This is a genomic window from Cellulomonas sp. NEAU-ZC6, from assembly GCF_056844425.1.
The window spans coordinates 1,752,176-1,773,906 of record NZ_JBXFYH010000001.1; the positions used below are offsets into that span (position 1 = coordinate 1,752,176).

Sequence of the window (21,731 nt, forward strand, 5' to 3'; positions counted from 1 at the left end):
ACGACGAACGCCGACGGCCCTGATGACCCGCAGCTGCCGCGGTGCGACAGACCGCCGTACCCCAGAGAGCCGACTCCCTAGTGGGTCCTGACCTCCAGACGGTTCTCACTCTTCCGGGGGCCGCGCACGGTGGTCTCCCATCATTGCGGTGCGTTGCCTGCTACTTTCGCCCGGGACGACAGCAGGGGGAACAGTGAGCGACGAGCACGGTGGCACACCAGCGCATCTGCTGGTCGACACAGACGAGCTCCGTCGAGCTGGGAACGCCACGCTGGCCGATTCCGACCACATCGAGACGGCGAGCCACCACGTGCACATGGCCGGTTCGTCCTCGTACGGTTCCGGCTCGTTGAACACCGCAGCGAGGCAGTTCTCCGACCGCTTCTCGTACGCGCTTCGGCAATTGGCCGAGGACACCGACGAAGCCGGCAGGAGCCTGCGCGGGACAGCGCAGGCCTATGACTACATGGACACGTCTGCTGCCGACCAGTTCAGCGAGATGGGCAACTTCGGGTGATCTCGGTATCACTGGGTCAGACCTCGGACCCGGAGGAGCTGCTCCCAGGGTCTGTCTCGACTGTCCAGCGCGATGCCGTGACCTCGTTCGGCAAGCCGAGTCGATCGAGTCGATCGGTATCTCGATCGGCTCCCGCAACGTCCCGCAGTGGGAAGGCAACGCAGCAGACGGGTACACCGGCAGGCGAGACGAGCTCGCGGCTCGCCTTAGCGCCGTTGGGCAGGTGTTCCGTTACGGAGCGGATGCTCTGCTCTCCTACGCGGACGTGCTGTCCTGGGGTCAGGGTCGCGCCTCCTACGCTGCCGAGCTGTGGGCCCGCGGTACGCAGCAGTCCGTGGTGGCGGCGCGGCAAGCCGGTCGACTCGTCCTCGGCGACCGAGTGGTGGGCAACGCGATGCCCACCACGAGCAGCTCTGACCCAGGCCTCGCGACGAAGCAGCTGGCGGAGTCCGTGCTCGCGGACGCCCGCGCGGTCGTCGCCGCCGCCGGCGAAGCGACAGCCTCGGTCCTCGCGCAGATGAGTGAAGGACTTCCCGACGGGAAGTGGCACGCATCGTCATTCGCGAGCGGCGTCTGGTCCTGGCTGACGGGCATCGTCTCGATGGCCTGGGACTTCAACCTGATCCGCGTCGTCGTCGATCCTGACGGGGCCGCGAAGAGCGCTGTCGCGGTCTGGGACTCGGCTACCAGCACGTATCGACTGATCACGGACGACCCCATCGGTGCAGTCGACATCCTGGCGGATGGGCAGACCCGCCGGGACGACCCAGCACGGTGGTGGGGGCAGCTCGCACCCGATATCGCACTCACCGCCGTCGGCGGAGCAGGCGTCGCAGCGCGCGTGGCCGCTGGAGCCCGTGCCGGGTACCGCGTCGAGGGTTCCCTGACCGCCGTCGAGCGCGTGACCGTCGGACGCACCGGCTACACCGCAGACGAGCTCATGACACCCACGCCCGGGGACGGCCCGATGTCGTTCCAGTTCAAGAGCACGTGGGACCCTGACCAGCTCCTCAACGCCTCGGAGCACCTCGATCTGGCCAACGCCGCACGTCTGCGCGGCGAGCTCGCACCGGACGGTCGCGTCTCGACGACCGGAGAACTCCGAGACGCCGCCGACTACGCCGCACGGCAGGAACGCCTGCGCGCTGAGCGCGCCGGTGATCCATACGGCGACCAAGTGGCGGGACACGGCCCGGACACCACGTGGACCGGCCAGCCGGAACCGCCGTTCTGGCAACGTCAGGACTCGTCGGTAAACTCGTCGTTCGGCGCGCAGGCCCGAGGGTTCCCTCTGGGAGCCACGCCCACGATCTTCGAAGGACGCCTTCCGGATGGCACCCTCATCCGCGGAAGCTGGGATTGGAGCCCGCAATGAGCCAGACCCTCTCGTGGGGCGTGCTGGTCGGCGAAATGCTCGCGCGACGGCTGTCGATCTCCCAGAGCGCACCCGCCATGTTCCCCGAGACGCTTCCGGGAGTACGTGCGACGGATGCTGATCTCGCTGACGCGCGGGGACGCCTCGGCTTCGACCTCGATCCCCAGCACGAAGCCGTCCTGCGGGAAGGCAACGGATGGGCGGACGCCTTCGCGTACGGGGACATTCTCGCCACGTCGGACCTGGGCGCGGGGCCGCGCTGGAAGCGAGCGGATGCTCTGCTCGCGAGTTACTACGAGGACGGCCCTGCTGCTGGATTCCCGCCACGTGAGCACGTCTACCCGATCCACGTCGCCGACAACGCGGTCTTCGTGATCGACAGGTCCGGGTCGGTGACAGACGGCGGACAGCCGGTGTTCTGGCTCTCCGACGAGCTGCTGGGGGAATGGCCCAACGTCTACGAGTACTGGCTCGCAGGCCTCACGATGCTCGAGCGGCTGGCTGCGCGAGTCGCAGCGGACGCGCGCGAAGGACGGATCTAGGCCCGTCCCCTCTCTTCGGCCGACGTGGGGACGGCAGCTCCGATCTGGAGGAGGGTCCCGCCCCTGGGCTCCTTTCCCGGCTGCAGACCGGGGTCGCGGTCGTAAAAGCGCACGCCACGGAGGAGCCGCAGCTGCTCTTCGGTGATCGCCTCGGCATGGAGCGCGGCCGCCAGACGCGCGCCGGCCTCGGCTGCGCTCACGGCCGGGCGCACACCCTCGAGCTCGAGGACCGACCGCAACCCATCGCGCTCCACAGCTCCTTGCGGGGTGTTCTTTCCTGCACGCTTACGCACGGAGGACAGTCGCAGGCGGGCTGTGACCAGCAGGGGACTGATCCTGGCGTGCCACCACGCTCTGAATCGTGGCGCCTCCGCGTAGATGAAGATGCCGAGGCGGACCAACATCTCCACCAGCTCGGCGATCTCCTGAGCACTGATCTGCTCGCGACTGTCGCCGGCGCGCTCGTAGACCGGCTGGGTGTAGGCCGCGAACGGTTCGTCGCCAGGCTCCGGATCCCTGAGCGTGGCATGACCCAGCTTCTTGTCGCCGTCCCGGGTGAGCGGGCTGTACGACCCGGGCTTGGTTCGTGACCGGGACAGGTGCGCTTCGTCGTCCCACTCGACCCACATCAGCTTCTCGGGCACTTCAGCGCTCCTCCAGGTCCGTCCGTTGCTCCGGTTTCACCACCGCCGTTGGATGCCGTCACGGGACGAGACCGGCCACCAGACCCGTGCTCGCGTCCTCGATGGTCCCGACCACGGTCACCCTGTCCAGGTACACGTTCCGGTGCTCGCAGCTCGTCTCCGGGAGAAGGAGGCACGCGTGGCACGCGGCGAGGTTCAGACCGTCAGAACCCGACGGTCCCGACTCGGAGCAGACCGGATCGTTCGAGCACCAGCCCGCGCGGCTGACCGCCGCCGTGAAGGCGTGCGCGAAGCGACCGGGCTCTGCCAGTGCGGCGAGCCCTCCGAGGCTGCCCGCCGCGTCCGACGACGCGGTGTAGATCAGGATTCCGGCCTGACCCTCCTCGGCGTACACCCGCTCTCGCAAAGAGCTGACCGGGTAGCCGGCGTCGAGGCTGAGCTCCTGCAACAGCGCGTGGGCGAGTGAGTGGATCGCGAGGAACCGGGCCGTCGGAGGTTCCGGGGCCTCGGCTCCCGACTCTGCCGCGCGTCGCTCCACCGACCGTGCGAGCTCACTTTGCCGCTGTACCGCTGCCGCCGTCCCCTCCCACCGGGCGACCAGGCTCTCGTCCAGACGCATGAAGATGCCTTCGCCCAGCACCTCCGTCGCGGGAAGCCAGTCGCGGTGCTGCAGGCTCAGCCGGGCGGTGCGCGGCGCGGTCTGCTCGGTCGGCATCGAGGAGACTCGGGTGAACCCTTCGAGCGCCCGTACCTCGCGCAGTCGGGTCGCCTTGGAGACCTGGGCCACCTGCCCGCTCAGCGCAGCGTCCACGTCGACCGCTCGGCACTCGAAGTTGTCGTGCGAGCCCTTTTCGTTCCCGGTGATGAGGGCCTGGTACTCCTCGGCCCTCAGCTCGGCGTCCGTCGGAACGTGATCCGGGTCGAGCCCCTTACGTCGTGCGAGGACGTCGAGGACGTCCGCGGCGGTGAGCCCGGGTGCCTTCTGCCCCTTGATCGCCGAGTCCACGACGGCATCGAGCGCGACATCGGGGATGTGCTCGAGCACCGCCCAGTTCTTGGTCACGAATCGGGCGGCGGGGCTCGACCACGGCGGGATCGAGATGCTGGAACGCACCGAGGCGAACCAGACGTTGGACGAACCCCGCTGGAGCACACGCAGCGGCTTCTCGCACGACTCGTCGTCGGCCCCGATGAGCCACGGACGCTTCCCTCCGCAGCTCTTGATCTGGCGGAGGGCTCCGGCAGAGAACGAGCCGTCCATGTCGTGCGGAGCGACCCCGCAGGAGCACGAGATGACGATGTCCGCGAGGGAGGAGGAGGCGCCTCGCGTCGTGAGCTTCATCCGGTGAGTTCCGCCGACGACGCCGCTCCCCCGGTGCACCCACTGGAAGTACGGGAACTCCTCGATGTGCCCGTTCTCGCAGCACGCGACGAACCGCGACGGCGTCAGATCCAGCGAGCAGTCCGTGCACTGCATCTTCTTGGCGTCGAACTTCCAGAAGTAGTCGAGACGCCGGCAGTTCGGACAGTAGTGGTACGCCGGAAAGCGCACGGCAGGTACGTCGCCGGACTTCTTCCCGGTCGCCGGCGCTCGGAACGTGTTCACGGCGAGAGACCGCGCGAGCCTCGGCTCGGCGATCTCCGCGCACGAGTTCTCCTCCCACTCGTCGATCCCGCAGATCATGAAGCTCTGATCACCGGCAGGGAAGAGCGAGCCGACGCCGTAGGTCGTGACGAGCTGGCTCTGCCGGGCCTTGGGCTTGTCAATTGCCGCCATCGTCGGTCCCTGCCTTCGCCTTCTTCGTCGGGATGATCCGGAGCGTGCTCTCTCGGTCCACGTTCCTCAGAGACGTGAGAGTGGGCCACGGGGTGTCGACGGGAGGGAACGACTCCGCCAACGGCTCCCCGGCCTCGTCCGTCCGCGAGGTACCCGCGGGGACCATCAGCGCGTTGACGGACGACAGGCCCTTCCAGTTCGCGTACTGGATCGGTTCCCCGTCCTCCCACGCCTCCCTGAGCTCGCGGAGCGCCTGCTCGACGGCGCGAGCCGTCTCCTGCCCTGCAACGGCGGCGGCACGGTCGGTGATGACACGGGCGACGTCATCGAGGGCATCCGAGTCCACCGGCACCTGAGCCGACTTGTCCGCGGCCGCCCCGGTCGTCGTATGGCGGGCCAGAGCGACGAGCAGGCCGTGAAGGCCCCGGTCGAGCGCACGAGGCGCGAACGGCGTGGCGCCTGTCGCCTCCACCTGCTTGTACAGCGCGCGGTGGTATGACGTGAAGGACTCGAAGTGCGAGAGATCCCGAGACCTCGCCGCGTTGTACAGCGTGAACACGAGACCCGGGTACCGACGGCCGACGCGGCTCGTCGACTGGATGTACTCCGAGGTCGTCTGCGGCTGTCCCATGACGGCCATCAGACCGAGACGGTCGACATCGACGCCGACCGAGATCATGTTGGTCGCGAGGACGACGTCCGGGCTGTCCGAGTCCGGGTACGAGGTCTGGAGACGCTCGAGCTCGAGCGGGATCTCGCTGGAGCGCTTGCGGGACGTGAGCTCCCTGGGGTCGCGTGTCTTCCGCGGCTCACTTCCCAGGCGTTTGGCCACGACTTTGATCCGGTCCGGGACGTCGTCGATGGACTGGATGTACGCGGCACCCAGCACGCGCAGGCTGTTGAAGTACCCGAGCAGGGTCCAGTAGGCGTCCCGGACCTCGTCCGACGCATCGAGGTCGTCCGCCCCCTGGAGCACCGCGGCGTAGGTCCGGACGAGCAACGTCGCGTGGCTGGTGCTGGGCGCCATCAACCCGACATAGCGACGAGTGCCCTTCTCCTCGGCCGACGCGTCGACGGCGAAGAAGGAATCGTCGGCGTCGATTCCCGCTGGGGGGAACTGGTTGGCCACGCGGTTGAACACGGAACCGACCTGCTCGGAGGCGCGGCGGATCGTCGCCGTCGACGCCACCAGCTTCGGGCGCGCGTGGGTGTCGGGATCGGTGGCGAGGGAGTCGATCGCCGTCTCGTACAGCCCGACGAGCGTGCCGAGCGGACCCGAGATCAGGTGCAGCTCGTCCTGGACGATGAGGTCCGGCGTGGCGTCGGTGCTGCTCGCGCTGCCGCGTCCGAAGAGGCGGCCGCTTGCCTCGTTCCATGCGAGCATCGCGAACTTGTCGACGGTGCCGATGATGAGAGACGGACGCTCCCGGTACACATCCTCGTCGACCAGGTGCACCGGCAGGCCCGATCCCTGGTGGAACCGGCACGAGAGGTCGGGGCAGCGGACGGTCATCCGCCCGGCCTTCGTGTCCGCGTCGTAGTCGGCGTGGCCGAGTCGGTGTCCGCACCACGGGCAACGCAGCAGCTGGACCGGGTTGCCGGCGTCTCCGGCGTCCTCGTTCCTCGCGAGCTTGCGCAGAGCCTTGGCCGCGTTGTCGACCGAGTTCGGCGTCGCTCCCTGGCCGACCCAGAGACCGATCGAGAACGGCGCCTTGCGGGCGAGGTCGTCGTCGCGCTCGCGCAGGTCCTCCAGCGCGCAGATGAGCCCGGCCGCGCGCTCGAACTGTTGCAGGGTGAGGAGCCGCAGGGTGTAGCGCATGAGCACGCCGACACCCGCGCCCATGCGGTCGTCGCCGTCCGCGCGCAGCCGTCGGTGCACGAGTGTGAAGGCGATCAGACCGAGGTAGGCCTCCGTCTTGCCTCCTCCGGTGGGGAACCACAGGAGGTCCGCGATGTCGCGGTCCTCGCTCGCGGGATCCACGAGACCCTCGAGGTTGAGCAGGATGAAGGCGAGCTGGAACGGACGCCAGACTCCGATGGCTCCCGGCTTGCCGGTGCGGACGAGCTCCTGCTGCGCACGCTGCTTCTGCATGACGTCGTTCATCGCCTGGAACGACTTCCGCGCCATCGCGTCCGACTCGAGCAGCGCGATCCCGGCGTGCATCCGACCCGCGGCCCTTCGGGCGTCGTCGAGGTGACGTCGTGCGGTCTCGACGTGGTGGGCGGGCATGCCCTCGTCCCGCGGCTTGCGCTCCTGGGTGACTATCCACCCCTCGTAGACGTCGACCAGTTCGCGAAGCGGTCGGACGAGGGAGGGGACGTCCGCGGCACCGGCTAGCTCCCGCATCTCCAGCCCCGGCACGTCGTCGCGCTCGGCCTTCGCCAGTCGGAGGTCGTGCTGCGGGAAGAACGTGGTGGAGACCTGGGTGACCTCCTCGCCCTCGTCCCAGGCGACGGCCACGCCGTGTCCGACGGCGAGGTGGCGCTGCTCCCGGTAGAGCAGCTCGCCGCTGCGCTCGTCGTCGTCGAGGTAAGCGAGCACGTGGTCCGGGCGCCGGTCGGTGAAGGCGCCCTCGACCGTGCGGACGCGGATCTCCGGTCGGAACCAGCAGAGGTGGTCGACGCGTCCCTTCTCGGGTCGAGGCGTCGAGTTCACGAGGACGAGCGTCACGTTCACGACCCTGTCACGGGCGGGGCGGACGACCGATCGGAGGACGAGCCCCTCGGCCACTGGGTGCGTCGTCGATCGACCCGGGAGCACGGGGATCTCGATGTCGATCTGCCCGGTGGGCACGCGGCGCCACCGCCCGATGCGCTGGGTGCGAGCGCGCGTGGCGGGGCCCTCGTTCGAGTCACCGCCCTCCTCCGTCTCCGCCGGCTCGTAGCGATCCGCAGAAACGCCCACACGGAGTGCGTGGGTCGACTCCTGCAGACCGAACGTCAGCCCGATGGTGGACGGATACCGCAGGTGCGCGAAGGCGACGCCGGGGTCGTAGTCGGCGTCGGGCGCGGCACCGGACTCGACCTCCGGCGTGTCATTCGCATCCTCCACCGCCGCACCGGGCCCTGCGCTCGCGCGGGGGTGCAGGATGCCGACGATGAACCGCTCGAGCGGCTCCTCGTTCAGCAGCTCGTCCGCAGCACTGCCGTAGAGGTCGGCTCGCACCGACGCGACCATGTGCTCGCGCGCCTGGTACCAGGGGTCGAGGTCAGCCATCGCTCTCTCCGTTCCAGTCGATCCGCAACATCCCCGCGCACACAGGTGACAACCAGAGGCCGTGACGGCCCGTCCCGCTCGGCTGCAGGTCACCGGAGACGGTGGCGACGCTCTCGACGCGTGCGCCGCTCAGTCCCGGCCACCCGCGCTTCTTCTTCTCCAACGTGCCGACCCGTGCGACGAACGACTCGCCGAACACATCCGAGGTCCGCCCGACGGCCAGCCCTCGGTGCCGGAGCTCCCACACCGGGAGGTGGAGAGTGGACCGGGAGAGATCCAGCACGAGGTCCAACGGGTCGCCCGCGTGCACCGACCCGGCGATGTAGTCCTGAGTGGCCTGTCCGTCGCCCGGAGGAGCCGTGCGATCGAGGTCGTCCACTTGCAGCTCGAACCCGAGGGTCATCCACTTCGACCGCCCGCCCAGGTACCACCGCCGTCGCCCGTCGCCACGCGGAGTGAGACTCCGGAGCCCGCGGTCGTCGGGGCCGCCGGCGCGGGCGAGCACGTCGCGAGCCCTCGACAGAGCGACGAACAGCGTCCGGAGCTCGCCGGCACGGTCGGTGTCGGCGCCCGCTTCGAGCCAGGGCTTGTCCGGGAAGTCGACGTACACGACATTATCGAACTCGAGCCCCTTGGCCCGGTGCACCGTGGAGGCGATGAAGCGCGCGTGCGTGGGCTCGATCAAGTCCGGCGCGATGGGCCGCGGCCGCTTCAACGCCCGGGCGAGCCCGGCGATGTCGACCTCACGGCCCCGTCCCCCGGCGACGGACCGGAGTGCACGCCACAGGACCGCCGGATCGACGTCCGGCGCCCTCTCCGAGGCCAGGCTCTCGAGCTCGTCCGACGTGATGCCCGCGGTCGGGTGGTCGGCGAGCAGCCGCGCGATCCAGCTCGCGAGCACCCGCTGCTGAGCACTGCGCCGCACCTCCACGGGCGCCTCGGCGTCCGCGACGGCACCCGCCACCAGGAGCGCCTGACCGTTGTTGGCGGTGAGGAACGCCGTCGTCCCGGTCCAGGACCGCGCGTGCTCGACGACGTCCACGACCGAGGACACGGAGACGAACCCGGCGAACAGCTCCTCCAGCGGGGACGTCCCGACGGAGGCGAGGACCGAGCTGCGCAGCTCGACGACCTTGCGCGCGTCGCGCGAGCTCGCGCGGTACTGGCCTGTCAACTCCTTGCGCCGCACGTCGTCGAGGTCGGCTGCCCACGCCAGAAGCTGGGAGGACGTGGTTCTCGACGCCGCGGGGCCGTCCACGGCGAGCTGCCAGTCGTAGATCCCCTGGGCCGGGTCCCCCAACAGCGTGAAGCCGGCCTCGGCCGGGAGCCGGCGCAGCAGCTCCATCAGGAAGTCGGCGCGGACGCCGACGACGTCCTGCACCTCGTCCACGACCAGGTGCTCGAGGTCGTCGAGCCGGTCCCACCCCTCGGTGGCCAGCAGCCGGGTCGCGAGGGCGACCCGGCGGTCGAAGCCGAGACTTGCCACGTCCTCGTCCCCGAGGTCGCGGACGATCTCCCCTGCGAGCGAGTCCATGGTCTGCACGCCGACGGGCCCGACACCGTGTGCTCGGAGGCGCCTGTCGGCGGCGAACACGGCCGCGTTGGAGAACGAGATCACGAGGATGCCGTCCGTCGCGTCGACGTCCTGCTCCTCGGCGAGGTGCTCGATCAGACGTGAGACGACCTCCGTCTTGCCCGAGCCGGGGCCGGCGATGACGACCTGGCGCTCACCCGGTTCGATTTCGGCCGCGTCACGCTGCGCGTCGTCCAGCTCGAGGTCGCTCACCGGCGGTTCCAGAGGTACTCGAACTCGTTGAAGGCCAGCAGATCGCCGTACTTCTCGAAGTTGTCGCGCACGTTGACGATCAGCACCTCCTCGGACCCGCCGTTCCTGGGTCCGCGCAGTCCGCGGCCGATCATCTGCTGGTACACGTTCGGGCTAAAGGTCGGTCGTGCGACGAAGACTGCGCGCACCTTCGGCGCGTCGAAGCCCTGAGTCAGCACGTTGTAGTTGGTCAGGACCCGGATCCGGCCGGCCTTGAATTCCTCGATGTAGTGCCGACGCGCCGCCGGCTCGGTGTCGGCGGAGATCGAGACAGCCGGGATGCCCCGGTGCGAGAGCAGCGCCGCGAGGACCCGGGAGTTCTCGACGGAGGGGGCGAACGCCAACGTCGTCCAGTCCTCGGGCAACGCCGCGATCGCGTCGACGACGCGCTCGGTGCGGGCGAGGTCGGCGCCGAGCCGTGCGTTGACCGCGGCGGGCAGGCGTCGGAACTTGTCGATCTCCGCGACGTCCTCGACCGTCAGCTCCACGTCGGTACCGTCGACCACCTGGTGGCGTACCTGGGCGAGGACGCCCATGTCCTGGAGCTCGCCGTACGGGTCGTCCGCGTTCCGGAACGCCCCGCGGTCCAGCCGGTTGCCGTCGTAGCGCCTGACCAGCCGCTCCGTCTCCTCGGACGACGTACCGCGGAAGGGGGTCGCTGTCAGTCCGATCAACGGCTTCGCGCGGGCCGTGTCGCGCGCACGACCACCTCGTCCCATCCACTCCAGGACCTGCGTGTACTTCGGCGCGATGGACGTGTGGGCCTCGTCGATCACGACGACGGACGGGTCACGGAGCCACTCGTACTCGTCGCCGGTGCGCTTGGCGATCGAGTCGAGCTTGTCGATCGTCGCGATGATCAGCTGGAAGACTCCCGGTTCCTCCGGTACCTCGTTGTCGGCCCACAACCTCCCGAGGCGCATCGAGGCCGACCGTCCGATCGCCCTCCACACATAGGTCCAGGTCTCTGCCGCCTGCTCGCACAGCTCGTCCGTCTGAGCGATCCAGATCAGCGGACGCCCGGTGTCCACCGTGTCCGCGTTGATCTCATTCACCAGCGCCTCGACGGTGACGCGGGTCTTCCCGGCGCCGGTGGGCAGCGACACCATCCCCCGATCGCTGCCGACGCCCCGCAGCATCGCCGCGATGTTGCGGGTCACCTGCTCCTGGTAGTCGTGCAGGTCGCCGAGGACGGCCGGCCCGTCGATCACCTCGACGGCGGGCCGGTCGGACGAGGGGAAGCCCGCCCACTCCGCGGGGAAGCCCAGTGACATGACCCACTGGCGTGTCGTCCGACGCCCGCTCCACTCCCGCGGCGGTTCCAGTCGGGCGTCCTCGAGCGCGCTCCGCAACTGCTTGAGGACGGCCACGCCGTGAACGGCCCGCGCCAGAGCCGCGACCTCACGCGGCTCGGTCTCCTGCGGGCGTTTCTCCAACGCCTCCAGTGCCTGGGCGGGCACGATCCGCCGGAGCGGCTCAAGCCCGACCGCGGTCAGGAGCCGCTCGTCGTCGTCACTTGCGATTTTGACCCGGTGTCGGAGCTGGTTGGTTGCGGTCTCGGCCATCTGCTCGAACACGCGCGCGATGTCCTGCCGGGAGAGACCGAGTCCGAGCGCATCCGAGATCTGCTGCAGCTTGCCCGCGGGGTCGCTCGCGGTGACGAGGATCGTGTCCCCCTCGCGACGCGCGGCGATGCTGCGAGCCTTCTGGCCCTGCGGCGTCGCGATCATCCGCTCGAGCCGACTGCACGGCTGGAGCATGACCTCGCGGTCCTCCATCGCCAGTCGCAGCTTCAGCGGCGGGTACAGGTCCGTCAGGTACTCGGCCTCGCCCGAGGTCTCGACGGCGATCTCCTCCTGGAGGAGATCGCGGCCGAGCGGCATCTTCCAGTTCTCGACGAAGATCTGCACGTCTTCGTCGTCCACGACGCGAAGCGCCGGAATCTGCGCCTCGAGCATGGACTCGTAGACGCCGTCGTCGTCGGTGATCCCCACGTTCTTGGGCTCGACCATCACGCGACGATGGCCCACCCGGACCAGGATCGTCTCCGGCCGGAGAGAGTCCGCGGTCCAGACGTAGAACGCGGCCCGGCGACGATCGTCGGACTCACCGTCCGACCAGGTGTCGGCGATGCGCTTGAGCACGTCCCAGTCCTCCGCGGTGACACTCGCAGGGTCCTTCTTCAGGCCGAGAGCGGATGCGAGCTGTGCCGAACCCTCGTACGCGGGGAGGACATCCGCATCCACCTCGTCGCTCGCGACGAGGACGTTCCGGGGCCGCATCGGGCCGAACGAGGTCGGGAGGAGCCCGTACTTGCGGAGGAACCACGTCTCCGGCGAGATCACCTTCTTGACGCCGTAGCTGGCGTTGCTCCGGTGGCGCACCGTCCGCCCCGCAGGAAGCCCTTGCGCGATGATCCGTGCGGTCGCCGCGACTCGAGCCTCGGGGGTCATCTCGGTGAGGATCTGCAGGGGCCAGAGCGGCTCTCCACCCTCGACGACGACGTAGTCGCGATCCGGCTTCGAGCCGGCCTGGTCGGCGATGAACCTGCCCTTGACGTCGTCGCCGTACGCCGAGAACCAGTCCTCGCGCGGCATCTCGACATGACGGAAGGTCGGTGCCTCGACCGCACCGATCTCGCGGAGGATGTCCGAGTCCTCCCGGTGGTAGCCAGGGTCGATCAGGTGGTCCCGGTCACGGGAACCGTCGGCGGGGACGATGTCACCGGCCAGGAAGGCCATACCGGGGTACACCCACCGACCCGACGCCGTTCTCACCCGCATCTTAAGGGTGAGCTCGCGCGAGTCCCGGCAGTTCAGGTCCGCGCGCAGGATCGACAGCGCGGTCTCCTGCGGGATCTCGCGCAGGATCTCCCAGATCTGCGGCCACACCGTCTTCGGCTCCCGAAGCGCCCCGGGCTGCTGCGCTCGTGCGAGGAGCTCATGCAGCTGACCGGTGCGGTCCATCAGGACGACGCCCAGTCGCGCCAGGCCGTCCTTGACCCCCGGCCGGACGACGAGATCGGGGTCGACGAAGTCGACGCCGGGCCGGTCCTCGCCGTCGACCCTGACGAACACCCGGCCGCGGGTCGCTGCCTTCAGGGACCCGTCCTCGAGCCGGACGATCTTCGCGCGCGGGATCGTCCCTCCGATCACGCGCGACGCGTCACGATCCGAGAGGTGCTCCGCCTGGTCGAGGAGCCACGCAGCGAGCTCGATCGCGGCGGCGCACTCGTCGACGGTGCCGTCCTCGACCAGGTCCTCCAGCCACGTGTCGACTCCGGCAGGACGAGGCGCTTCCCGAAGACCCGGCGCGCTCATCAGACGCTGCACCTTCAGGCGGCGCTCCGGGGTCGTGTACACGAGCGGGTGCGCCCAGCGGTCGAGGTGACCGCCGGCCTCGCGCCACCGCTCGAGCCACGCCATCGGCACGGGAGAGTTACGTCCGAGGGTGTCGCCGCCGAGCCATCGCAGCTCGCCGGCGACTCTCAACGCACCCGTGCCGTCCGGGAGCGCCGGCTCCCTGCGCAGGTGGTCGAACACCGGGCGGTTGATGATGTCGTCCGCGTCGCTGCGCGGCTCGTCCCCTCGTGCGGGCATCGCGTCCAGCACCGCCGCGATGCGATCCGTCCCCTGGAACGCCCGGAACGCCCGCGAGACCAGCGTCGGGAGCACCTGCGTCAGCAGCTCCTCGTTGAAGGCCCCTCGCAACAGGTGCTTCCGGTCGTCGGACAGCTTCCACGGAGCATTGACGATGCCGGAGAGCGTGGTGGCATCCGCCGTCGGGAAGTAGGCCCAGAATTGTCCGACGTCGTACCGGTCCGCGGTCAGACAGACCGCATACGACACCTCGACGGTCTCGCGGCCCGCAGCGTAGGAGCCTTCCGCGCGCGCCCGGACACTCGGCGTGTGCGATGTCCGAGCCACGGCCCAGTCGACGGCATCGTCGTTGACCTGCACGCGGTAGACGCCAGGACCCATCTCGCTGACGCCGAGGCGACGCCTCGGCGCGGGCTGCTTGGCCTGCAGGAGCTTCGACTCCTCGGGCGAGAGACCGAGCCCGCGAAGCTGTCGCGCCTCGTCGATCGGGATCTGGTGCTCGTTGCGCAGCGCGGCGCGGGTCACGTGCGGGGAGAACAGGACGAACTCGTCCCGGAACAGGTCCAGACGAGCCGAGAGGAGACGGTGGGCCTCGTCGTCGCGAAGCGGAAGGACCACGATCGTCGAGGCCCAGTCCTTGAGCTCGGCGAGGACCGGGTCCGAGTCGAGCTCGACGGTGGGGTCGAGCACGCTCGCCGTCCGCATCGTGGGGTAGGCCCGGGACTCGAAGCCGGCGGCGCGGAGGATCCCCTCCGACTCGTGCTTGTCGAACCCGAAGGACACCGACGTGCTGTAGATGCGCGGGCTGTCCGACACCGCAAGCACCGACTTGAAGCCGATGCCGAACCGGCCGACCTGCGCCTCGTCCTTGGACGAGATGTCCGACGCCATCAGCGCACGAATGCCCCGCTCGTCGAAGGGCGCGCCGTCGTTCGCGACGTACAGCGCGCTTCGACCGAGGACGACCTCGATGCGGTGACCTCCGGCACGCGCAGCATCGACGGCGTTCTGGACGAGCTCCTCGAGCTGCCGGGTGCTGTAGCCGCCCGACGAGATCTTTGCCTCGTTGTTGGCGTCCTCGAGGATCCGGGCCGGATCCTCGCGGTAGACGTTGAGGCAGGTCTCTGTCTGTCCCTCGACCACAGCGGCCAGGATCGTCCGTCCAGGCATCCAACTCGGCACCGCTGCGCTCCCGATGATCGTCATTGGTCAGACGCCCCGATGAGCGCCGTCGACTGGATCGGACTGTAGGTCTCCCCACCGACACTCATCGGCGACATGCGGGCTTGCTCGAACGGAGCAGCGCTCAACCCGCGTTGATTTCACCCGCTTGGGCTACACCCAAGTCAGAGAACCTGCGCCAGGTGCGTCCCGATCGCTGCTGCCAGACGGACCGGAACCGCGTTCCCAATCTGGCGAGCGATCTGTGCGCGGTCGCCGACCCATCGGTAGTCGTCGGGGAAGCCCTGGAGCCGCGCGGCTTCCCAGTGGGTGATCGCACGGTGCTGGGTCGGGTGGAGGAACCGGCCCTTCTCGGGTTTGAAGAACTCGGTACGGATCGTGACCGACGGCTTGTCCCATTCGAGCCTCCCCATCACGTCGCTGGCGCTTCGAGGGTTATTGCGCCAACAGTCCATGCTCAGGTCGTCAGGGAGATCGAGCCGGCTACCCCCATACGGGACCGACCGAAAGCGCTGCAACGAGAGCTCGCTCCAGGCGCGCGTGATGTGAAGGTCAGCCCCCTTGAATGGCCCGGGGAGCCATCCTCCCCGGAACGTGGTGCGACGCGGCGGGAGAGCGAGGTCTCCCGCGAACGGCCGAATGCCGTCGAGCGCCTCACGCACGGTCCGCCGTGGCCCGATCCGAGCAGGCGGGTGCCCAGGATGCACGACATCTCGGCGCACCCCGATCACGATCACCCGCTTACGCACCTGTGGAGCTCCGAAGTCGGAGGCGTTCAACACCGCCGCCCGGATCTCGAAGTCCGCGAGCTCACCTCCGGCGAAGGTCTCGACGAACGCCGCGTACTCGCCCGACTTGAGGAACGCAGGGACGTTCTCCATCACGAACGCACGCGGCATCGCCCGCCGCACCACCTCGACGTACGGCCGCCACAGTGTGTTCCGGAGGTCCGACGGGTCGCGCTTGCCGATCATCGAGAACCCCTGACATGGGGGCCCGCCAAGAACGACATCGGCCGAGGGCGTCGGCTCCTCGTCGAGCCATCTCTCGATGTCACCTGCGAAGACGACATCGCCGAAGTTCTCCGCGTACGTGGCGGCTGCGGCCCGGTCCAGCTCCACCGCGCGAACGGTGGCGAATCTGTTGCTTCCTTCGTGGAAGCCCTGGGTCAGACCACCGGCGCCGGCAAAGAGATCGAGCACCGAGAGTCGTCTGGCCTCAAGACCGTCCTCATCCTCCGGAACCCTTGAGTCGGCTGGGTGGGCTCTCTGCACGCCGCGATCGTATGAGATGGCAGCCCCATGAACTGGGTCGGACTCGCCGCCAGCGCAAAGCACATCGCCAATCACACGGCCTCGATCTCGGCCACCAGCTCGTCGTAATCGCGAATGCGCCGCTGCTCGACGAGTCGATGGAAGAGATCGCGACCAGCCGTGCGCTTCGGGCCGACGTACACGGTCTCGACCGCAGCCGTCAACGCGGGCAGGTCGAGGTGATAGACGCAGTCGACATCTCCGGACCCGCCGCCCAGCAGGTTGAGCATGTAGGGGCGAGGTTCCATCGTGACGACGCCGAAGTGTGGCATCCGACCTCTCCGGAGCGCCGACATCTTGGCACCTTGCGATCGGCAGTCCTGCGCTCGGTCTGTACGCAAGGACCACTTGAGCGATAGACCGACGGCGAGCTGCGGTCGCCTGGGCTTCTCGACGGCTCGAGAGACGGTCAGGTCGAGCCCGAGCAGGGACTCGTCGCCCACCTGGGCCAGCAGGCTGGTCAGGTGCTCGGCCTCGTTGTCGATCACGGACTCCACGTCTCCGATGAGAGTCTCGATACGTGCCAGCGCGGCGCCGGTCGCGCCCTCCCGCGCCTGCCGTGTCAGTCGACTCCAAGCTCTGACAAACTCCGTCGACCGCCCTGGCTCGAAGCCGCGCAATGCTCCGACGTGTCGGTACTGGTCGAACTCGAAGAGCTTGCGTTCGGGGAGGACAACTGTCCCGGACTCCAGTGGGAACCTCGACGCCAGGTCGGCAGCGACGCAGCGAGCGAACTCACCTCCGGTGGGGACGTCCTTCCCTGCACTGCGAGCGGTGCTCACACCCAGCACTCGGAAGAGCTCCTCGCCCACAGCAACGCTGAGCTTGTCACTAGCGTCCGACGTATTGGGCTTTCCGTTGGCGCGAAACTTGCAAAGGTCTTTCACGAATGACGCGGGCACGTCTCGACCGTAACCCCACAGGCCGTCACGTCTGCCGCTTATGTGTGCTTCGCGCCACTGACGTCACCCGGATGGCTTCCGCCTGCGTCAACGCCGCCTCGACGCGATCGGACGCGTCCGCGGCGGACTCGTGCTCCCAGACACGCACGACTTGCCAGCCCGCGCGGTCCAGGTCCAGATCGGCTTGCCGGTCCCTGGTGACGTTCCGGGCGAGCTTCTCAGCCCACCACTCGGAGTTTGTCTTGGGCCTTGTCGCGTGCTCTGGGCACGAGTGCCAGAAGCACCCATCGACGAAGACGACGACGCGGAGGCGCGGGAAGACGAGATCTGGCCGGCGGCGCCCGGGGAGCACCGCTCGTTGGACGAAGAAGCGGCGACCGCGTCGATGGAGCTCGCGCCGAACCGCCATCTCTGGCGCCGTGTCGCGGTTCCGGACTCGCGCCATCCGGGCGCTCGTCACCGCGTCGGTCTTCATGGTCCCATCGTCTCGCGGTCTCTGTCCGATACGGTCCAGTCGTGACGATCCCGCCGACGCCAAAGGCGCCTCTGGCTGCACCTGGACATGTCTGCACGCCCGACCCGCGGCCGGGAAGGGAACGAGCACCCCACGTTCTCGTGGCACCGGACGAGGACATGCAGCTGCAGCAGGTTCTCGCGTGGCTCGCACCGTCCCCGCTCGAGGGCGCGTTCACCCGTGCCGTCGACGATGCCGTGAAGTACGTGCTGGACGGCTCTCGGACCGGCCGCTTCGACTTGATGAGCCCCGATGTCGACTCCGACGAGCGCGCCTCGGTCGGGACCAAACTCCAGTACCGCGTACTGAACGAGTTGAAGCTCGTCAAGGAGCCGCCGCTCGACACAACGATCGTCGGAGTTCCCGTAGAGCTCAAGGCAACCGTGCGGTCGGGTTGGATGATTCCCACGGAGGGGCAGTGCGAGATCTGCGTGCTGCTCCAGGTCGACGCGGGGAGGGCACGGCATAGGGCGTTCCTCATGCGCACCCATCGAGCCTGGCTTCGAGAGGGAGCGAATAAGGATGGGAAGCGCGGGATCGTCAGCGCGGCGCTCACTCATTACGCGATCCCACTGCTCGGCTGGACGCCACTCCCGCCGGAGCCGCTCAAACGACTGACGCGCTCGCAGCTCGACATCGTCTTCGCCCCGCGGGTTGGTCAGACCGAGCGCTTGACCGAGCTCTTCGGCTTCTTGCCCGACGTCGTCATCCCGCGGTCATCGATCGAGACGGTGTGCTCCGGCAATCGCGATCCCATGCGCCGAGCTCGTCAGGCCAAGCCGCTCGTATCGCAGCGGCACGGCCTCACGCTGCTGTGCGGTACGTGGAAGGAAGACCTCGAGACCGCGGCCGCTCGCGGCTTCGACATCTCTGGTGATGCTTGGGTGGCGCTGACTCCTGCCGCGCTCGCGAACGGCTCAGATCAGGTACGGCTTGATCCGACGAGCGATCGCTCGGGCCAGCCCTCCAGGCACGGCGTTGCCGATCTGCCGCGCGATCTGGATCTTCGTCCCCACCCACTGGTAATCCTTGGGGAAGTCCTGGATCAGTGACGCCTCGTAGTGCGTGATCACGCGGTCCACGCTGCGGGACAGGTCGCCCTTGATCCACCGCGATTCGGGGTCCTGGACCGAGGCCGGCTCCCACTGCGGGTGGAGGTACTGGCCCTTTTCCGGCTTGAAGAACTCGGTCCGGATGGTGACCGACGGAGCGTCCCAGCGCCCGCGCCCCATCACGTCCGTGGTCCCCGTCGGCTTCTCCCTCCAGCAGCGCGGCAGCAGATCCGTCGGCACATCGAAGCGTCCCCCGCCCGGCGGCACGTACGAGTAGCGCTCTCGGCTCTTGGGAAGCGGGTTGCGCTTGATGTGGATGTCGCGCGCCTTGAACGTGCCCGGCATCGGCTCGCCGAAGAACGTCGTCGTCGACGCGGGCAGCTCGGTCGACGCGGGGTCCAGGGGGAGCCCACCGATCACGTCGCGAAGCGTCCGCCACGGAGCGAGCCCGCTGCCGTCGACCGGCTTCTGCGCGTGAGTCGGCGTCGGCATCTCGATCTTGCCGACTCGAGATCCGATGACGATCGTTCGCTTCCGCCTCTGCGCAACCCCGTAGTCCGCCGCGTTGAGCACGGCGTGGGTCAGCTCATAGCCCTGGAGCGCACCGTGGTCCTGCTCGGCGAGCAGCATCTGGAACTCGGGGCTCTTGGAGAAGCGATCGACGTTCTCGATCACGAAGACCTCAGGGTTGGCGGCGGCCACGAAGCGCATGTACTCGCGCCACAGCTGGTTCCGGGGGTCGTTGAGATCCTTCAGCCCTAGGTTGCTGAACCCTTGGCAAGGCGGGCCACCGATGACGACTCGCGCCTCGGGGATCTGCTCGGTCGGCACCTGGGCGATGTCGCCGGCGATCACGTGATCCTCGCCGAAGTTCGCCGCGTACGTGGCCGCAGCTGCTCGGTCCCACTCGACGGCGAGCAGGGGTTCGAACCCCTCATCGACGAACCCCTGAGTCATGCCGCCGCAGCCTGCGAAGAGGTCGATCATGGGGATGCCGGTCATGGTGACGATCGTACGTGGCTCCACCAACACGTAGAGGTGCACACGCGTCGCTCTCCGCCTCCGAAGAGCCAACGGCCCCCGTCGCGACCTGACCTGGATCGCGCTCCCGATCGGGTGGTACGCCGACCCGATGCAGCGAGGGACCTGGTCGGAGAGGGACTGGCGCCACCGCCCAACGGGACGGGCGAGGCGGCGCGATGACCCGTCACGCGATCGAGTGAACATCTGAAGCTGGTGATCGAACTTGCTCGCCGTGCGATTTCCCGCTGGTACACCAACCAGGTGCGCTACCAGAGACCGCCAGCTTGGCGCTACTACCCGCAGCCGAATCGGCCTCGCCCTGAGATGCGGCAGCTTACCGACGCCTTGACGTCGCTCGGTCCTTGGTTGCGTGACGAATGGTGGCCCCGCGAAACCACCGACACCAAGGCGATCACTGCGGCACTAGAACCATTCTTGACACAAGCGCTGGTTAGCGACTCCGTTGAGCGCGCGCGCATACTACGCCCAGGTTGGAACCTCGAAACGCGGGAACAATACGCCGCAATGCCATACCTCTACGGCGAAGGCGACGAGAGCATCAAGAGTGTTCGGCCTGACGCGGTGTACATGGATGACGATGGCCGACTCACTCTCGTTGAGATCGAGGGCGGCGGGGCCGAGACCAACTATCGCGGCATGAAGGATATTGTCGAATCCCTACTCCTGCCAGAAGTGGACTATCTCGCGCTCGTGGTGCCTTTTCGCGCACACCACACGAAGCCGTACGACACTTACAATAATCTTGTCACGTCCATGTATGCTCAGCAAGTAATCCAGGGACACTTGAATGGACTGCTCATCCTCGGATACTAGGCGCGCGATCCCACTCGGCCTACTCCGCGCGATCGAGCCACGCAGGCGCCGACGCGGCCAGGCCCGGAACGCCCCGCTGGAGCGTTCCGGGCCTGACCGCACTGGTCACGGCAGGTTCAGCGCCGCCCGCGCGACAGGTCGAACACCGTCGTCGTGTCGTACGTCTCCCCCGGCCGCAGTGTCGTGCTCGGGAACTGCGGCTGGTTCGGCGAGTCCGGGAAGTGCTGCGTCTCCAGCGCCAGCCCGTCCGACTGCCGGTACACGTGACCACCCGTGCCGACGAGCGTCGCGTCCAGGAAGTTGCCCGAGTAGAACTGGATGCCCGGCTCGGTCGTGTACATCTTCAGCGTCCGCCCGGAGTCCGGGTCACGCAGCTGTGCGGCGAGCGCGAGGCTGCCGTCGTCGGGCCGGTCGAGCACCCAGTTGTGGTCGTAGCCCTGCCCGTACAGCAGCTGCTGGAACGGCTCGCGGATCCGCTCACCGACCGCCGTGGCGCGCCGGAAGTCCATCGGCGTGCCGGAGACGTCGGCGAGCTCGCCCGTCGGGATCAGCGTCTCGTCGACCGGCGTGTAGCGGCTGGCCGGCAGCGTGAGCTGGTGGTCCAGGATCGAGGATGTGCCCTCGCCCTGCAGGTTCCAGTACGTGTGGTTCGTCAGGTTCACGACCGTCGGCGCGTCCGTCGTCGCGGTGTAGTGGATCTCGAGCCGCTGGTCGCGCGTCAGCGTGTAGGTCACCTGGACGTCGAGGTTGCCCGGGTACCCCTCCTCGCCGTTGACGCTCCGGTAGTCGAGCTGCAGCCCCACGCTGCGGTTGCCCTGGATCGGCGTCGCGGTCCAGACCTTGGTGTCGAAGCCCTTGAAGCCGCCGTGCAGGCTGTTCGGGTCGTTGTTGATCGGCAGGTTGTACGTGTTGCCGTCGAGCTCGAACTGCCCGTTCGCGATGCGGTTGCCGAAGCGGCCGATCAGCGCCCCGAAGTACGGGCCGGGGTTGTTGTTGTCGAGGTAGCCCTTCAGGTCGCTGAACCCGAGGACCACGTTGACCGGGTTGTACCGGCGGTCCGGGATCTCGAGCGTCTGGATGATGCCGCCGTACGTGAGGATGCGGACGGTCATGCCCTTGTTGCTGAGCGTGTACCGCTCGACGGCGGTCCCGTCCTCGGTGGTGCCCCACGGCTCCGAGGTGATGGTGGCGCTGTCGTGGTGCCCGCCGCCCTTGTCACCGCCCCAGCGGTCGGTGGTGTCGTCAGCGCCCTGGGCGACAGGGCTCCCGGAGACGAGCAGTGCGGCGACCGCGAGCGGGGCGACTGCCCCTGCGAAGCCGCGACGGAGTGAACGCATGCGCATGTGACTCCCCCAGTCCACGTCGGCCAGCGTCGCCCCCGGGACGTCAGTGTCCCGTGACGCGGCGACCCTGAC

Annotated in this window: 14 protein-coding genes and 1 pseudogene; 5 read left to right on the top strand and 10 right to left on the bottom strand. The window is 68.5% G+C overall.

From position 1 onward, the window contains the following. The first annotated feature begins 193 nt into the window (after positions 1–193). The 3 genes from AC1050_RS08075 to AC1050_RS08085 are packed head-to-tail and all read left to right on the top strand — an operon-like array spanning position 194 to position 2,434. Entirely contained in the window at positions 194–517 is a 324-nt protein-coding gene (locus AC1050_RS08075; protein WP_482386836.1) for a hypothetical protein, read from the top strand. Then, a complete protein-coding gene (locus AC1050_RS08080) occupies positions 459–1,892 on the top strand; it encodes a putative T7SS-secreted protein (protein WP_482386837.1) in 1,434 nt (477 codons plus the stop codon). Before AC1050_RS08075 ends, AC1050_RS08080 begins: the two co-directional genes overlap by 59 nt. Beyond that, a complete protein-coding gene (locus AC1050_RS08085) occupies positions 1,889–2,434 on the top strand; it encodes an SMI1/KNR4 family protein (protein WP_482386838.1) in 546 nt (181 codons plus the stop codon). The genes AC1050_RS08080 and AC1050_RS08085 overlap by 4 nt, the downstream gene beginning before the upstream one ends. On the opposite strand, the gene AC1050_RS08090 is transcribed toward AC1050_RS08085, so the two are convergent. The 8 genes from AC1050_RS08090 to AC1050_RS08125 all read right to left on the bottom strand — a co-directional run bounded on the left by AC1050_RS08090 (position 2,431) and on the right by AC1050_RS08125 (position 17,368). Further along, complete coding sequence (locus AC1050_RS08090; RefSeq protein ID WP_482386839.1) at positions 2,431–3,078, bottom strand: hypothetical protein; 648 nt, start codon at positions 3,076–3,078, stop codon at positions 2,431–2,433. The two genes, AC1050_RS08085 and AC1050_RS08090, sit on opposite strands and share 4 nt — an antisense overlap. A 58-nt stretch (positions 3,079–3,136) precedes the next feature. Then, positions 3,137–4,855 carry a DrmB family protein gene (drmB, locus tag AC1050_RS08095; RefSeq protein WP_482386840.1) on the bottom strand — a complete coding sequence of 573 codons (1,719 nt, stop codon included), beginning with the start codon at positions 4,853–4,855 and terminating at the stop codon, positions 3,137–3,139. Further along, entirely contained in the window at positions 4,842–8,072 is a 3,231-nt protein-coding gene (locus AC1050_RS08100; protein WP_482386841.1) for a helicase-related protein, read from the bottom strand. The genes drmB and AC1050_RS08100 overlap by 14 nt, the downstream gene beginning before the upstream one ends. Beyond that, positions 8,065–9,858, bottom strand: a complete 1,794-nt coding sequence (locus tag AC1050_RS08105) for a UvrD-helicase domain-containing protein (RefSeq protein ID WP_482386842.1) — start codon at positions 9,856–9,858, stop codon at positions 8,065–8,067. The genes AC1050_RS08100 and AC1050_RS08105 overlap by 8 nt, the downstream gene beginning before the upstream one ends. After that, on the bottom strand, positions 9,855–14,639 hold the full coding sequence (locus AC1050_RS08110) for a sacsin N-terminal ATP-binding-like domain-containing protein (protein WP_482386843.1): 4,785 nt from the start codon (positions 14,637–14,639) through the stop codon (positions 9,855–9,857). Before AC1050_RS08110 ends, AC1050_RS08105 begins: the two co-directional genes overlap by 4 nt. A gap of 203 nt (positions 14,640–14,842) precedes the next feature. Beyond that, positions 14,843–15,952: a DNA cytosine methyltransferase gene (locus AC1050_RS08115; protein ID WP_482386844.1), complete on the bottom strand. Its 1,110-nt coding sequence runs from the start codon at positions 15,950–15,952 to the stop codon at positions 14,843–14,845. A 71-nt stretch (positions 15,953–16,023) separates the two neighbouring features. Then, positions 16,024–16,893, bottom strand: coding sequence for an NgoMIV family type II restriction endonuclease (locus tag AC1050_RS08120; RefSeq protein ID WP_482386845.1), 870 nt, complete (start codon positions 16,891–16,893; stop codon positions 16,024–16,026). A 25-nt stretch (positions 16,894–16,918) separates the two neighbouring features. After that, positions 16,919–17,368 (bottom strand): very short patch repair endonuclease, encoded by a 450-nt coding sequence (locus AC1050_RS08125; protein ID WP_482386846.1) that lies wholly within the window; start codon positions 17,366–17,368, stop codon positions 16,919–16,921. 158 nt (positions 17,369–17,526) lie between these two features. Here AC1050_RS08125 and AC1050_RS08130 point away from each other — a divergent pair. Beyond that, positions 17,527–18,249: pseudogene (locus AC1050_RS08130) on the top strand (NaeI family type II restriction endonuclease); the annotation flags it as partial. 75 nt (positions 18,250–18,324) lie between these two features. Here the strand turns inward: AC1050_RS08130 and AC1050_RS08135 are convergent. After that, the gene (locus tag AC1050_RS08135) at positions 18,325–19,461 is read right to left on the bottom strand and encodes a DNA cytosine methyltransferase (RefSeq protein WP_482386847.1); all 1,137 of its coding nucleotides are present in this window, start codon (positions 19,459–19,461) and stop codon (positions 18,325–18,327) included. 234 nt (positions 19,462–19,695) lie between these two features. On the opposite strand from AC1050_RS08135, the gene AC1050_RS08140 reads away from it, so the two are divergent. Then, the gene (locus AC1050_RS08140) at positions 19,696–20,316 is read left to right on the top strand and encodes a hypothetical protein (RefSeq protein ID WP_482386848.1); all 621 of its coding nucleotides are present in this window, start codon (positions 19,696–19,698) and stop codon (positions 20,314–20,316) included. A gap of 116 nt (positions 20,317–20,432) precedes the next feature. Here AC1050_RS08140 and AC1050_RS08145 read toward each other — a convergent pair whose 3' ends face one another. Further along, the gene (locus tag AC1050_RS08145) at positions 20,433–21,653 is read right to left on the bottom strand and encodes an aldose epimerase family protein (RefSeq protein WP_482386849.1); all 1,221 of its coding nucleotides are present in this window, start codon (positions 21,651–21,653) and stop codon (positions 20,433–20,435) included. Positions 21,654–21,731: the final 78 nt, after the last annotated feature.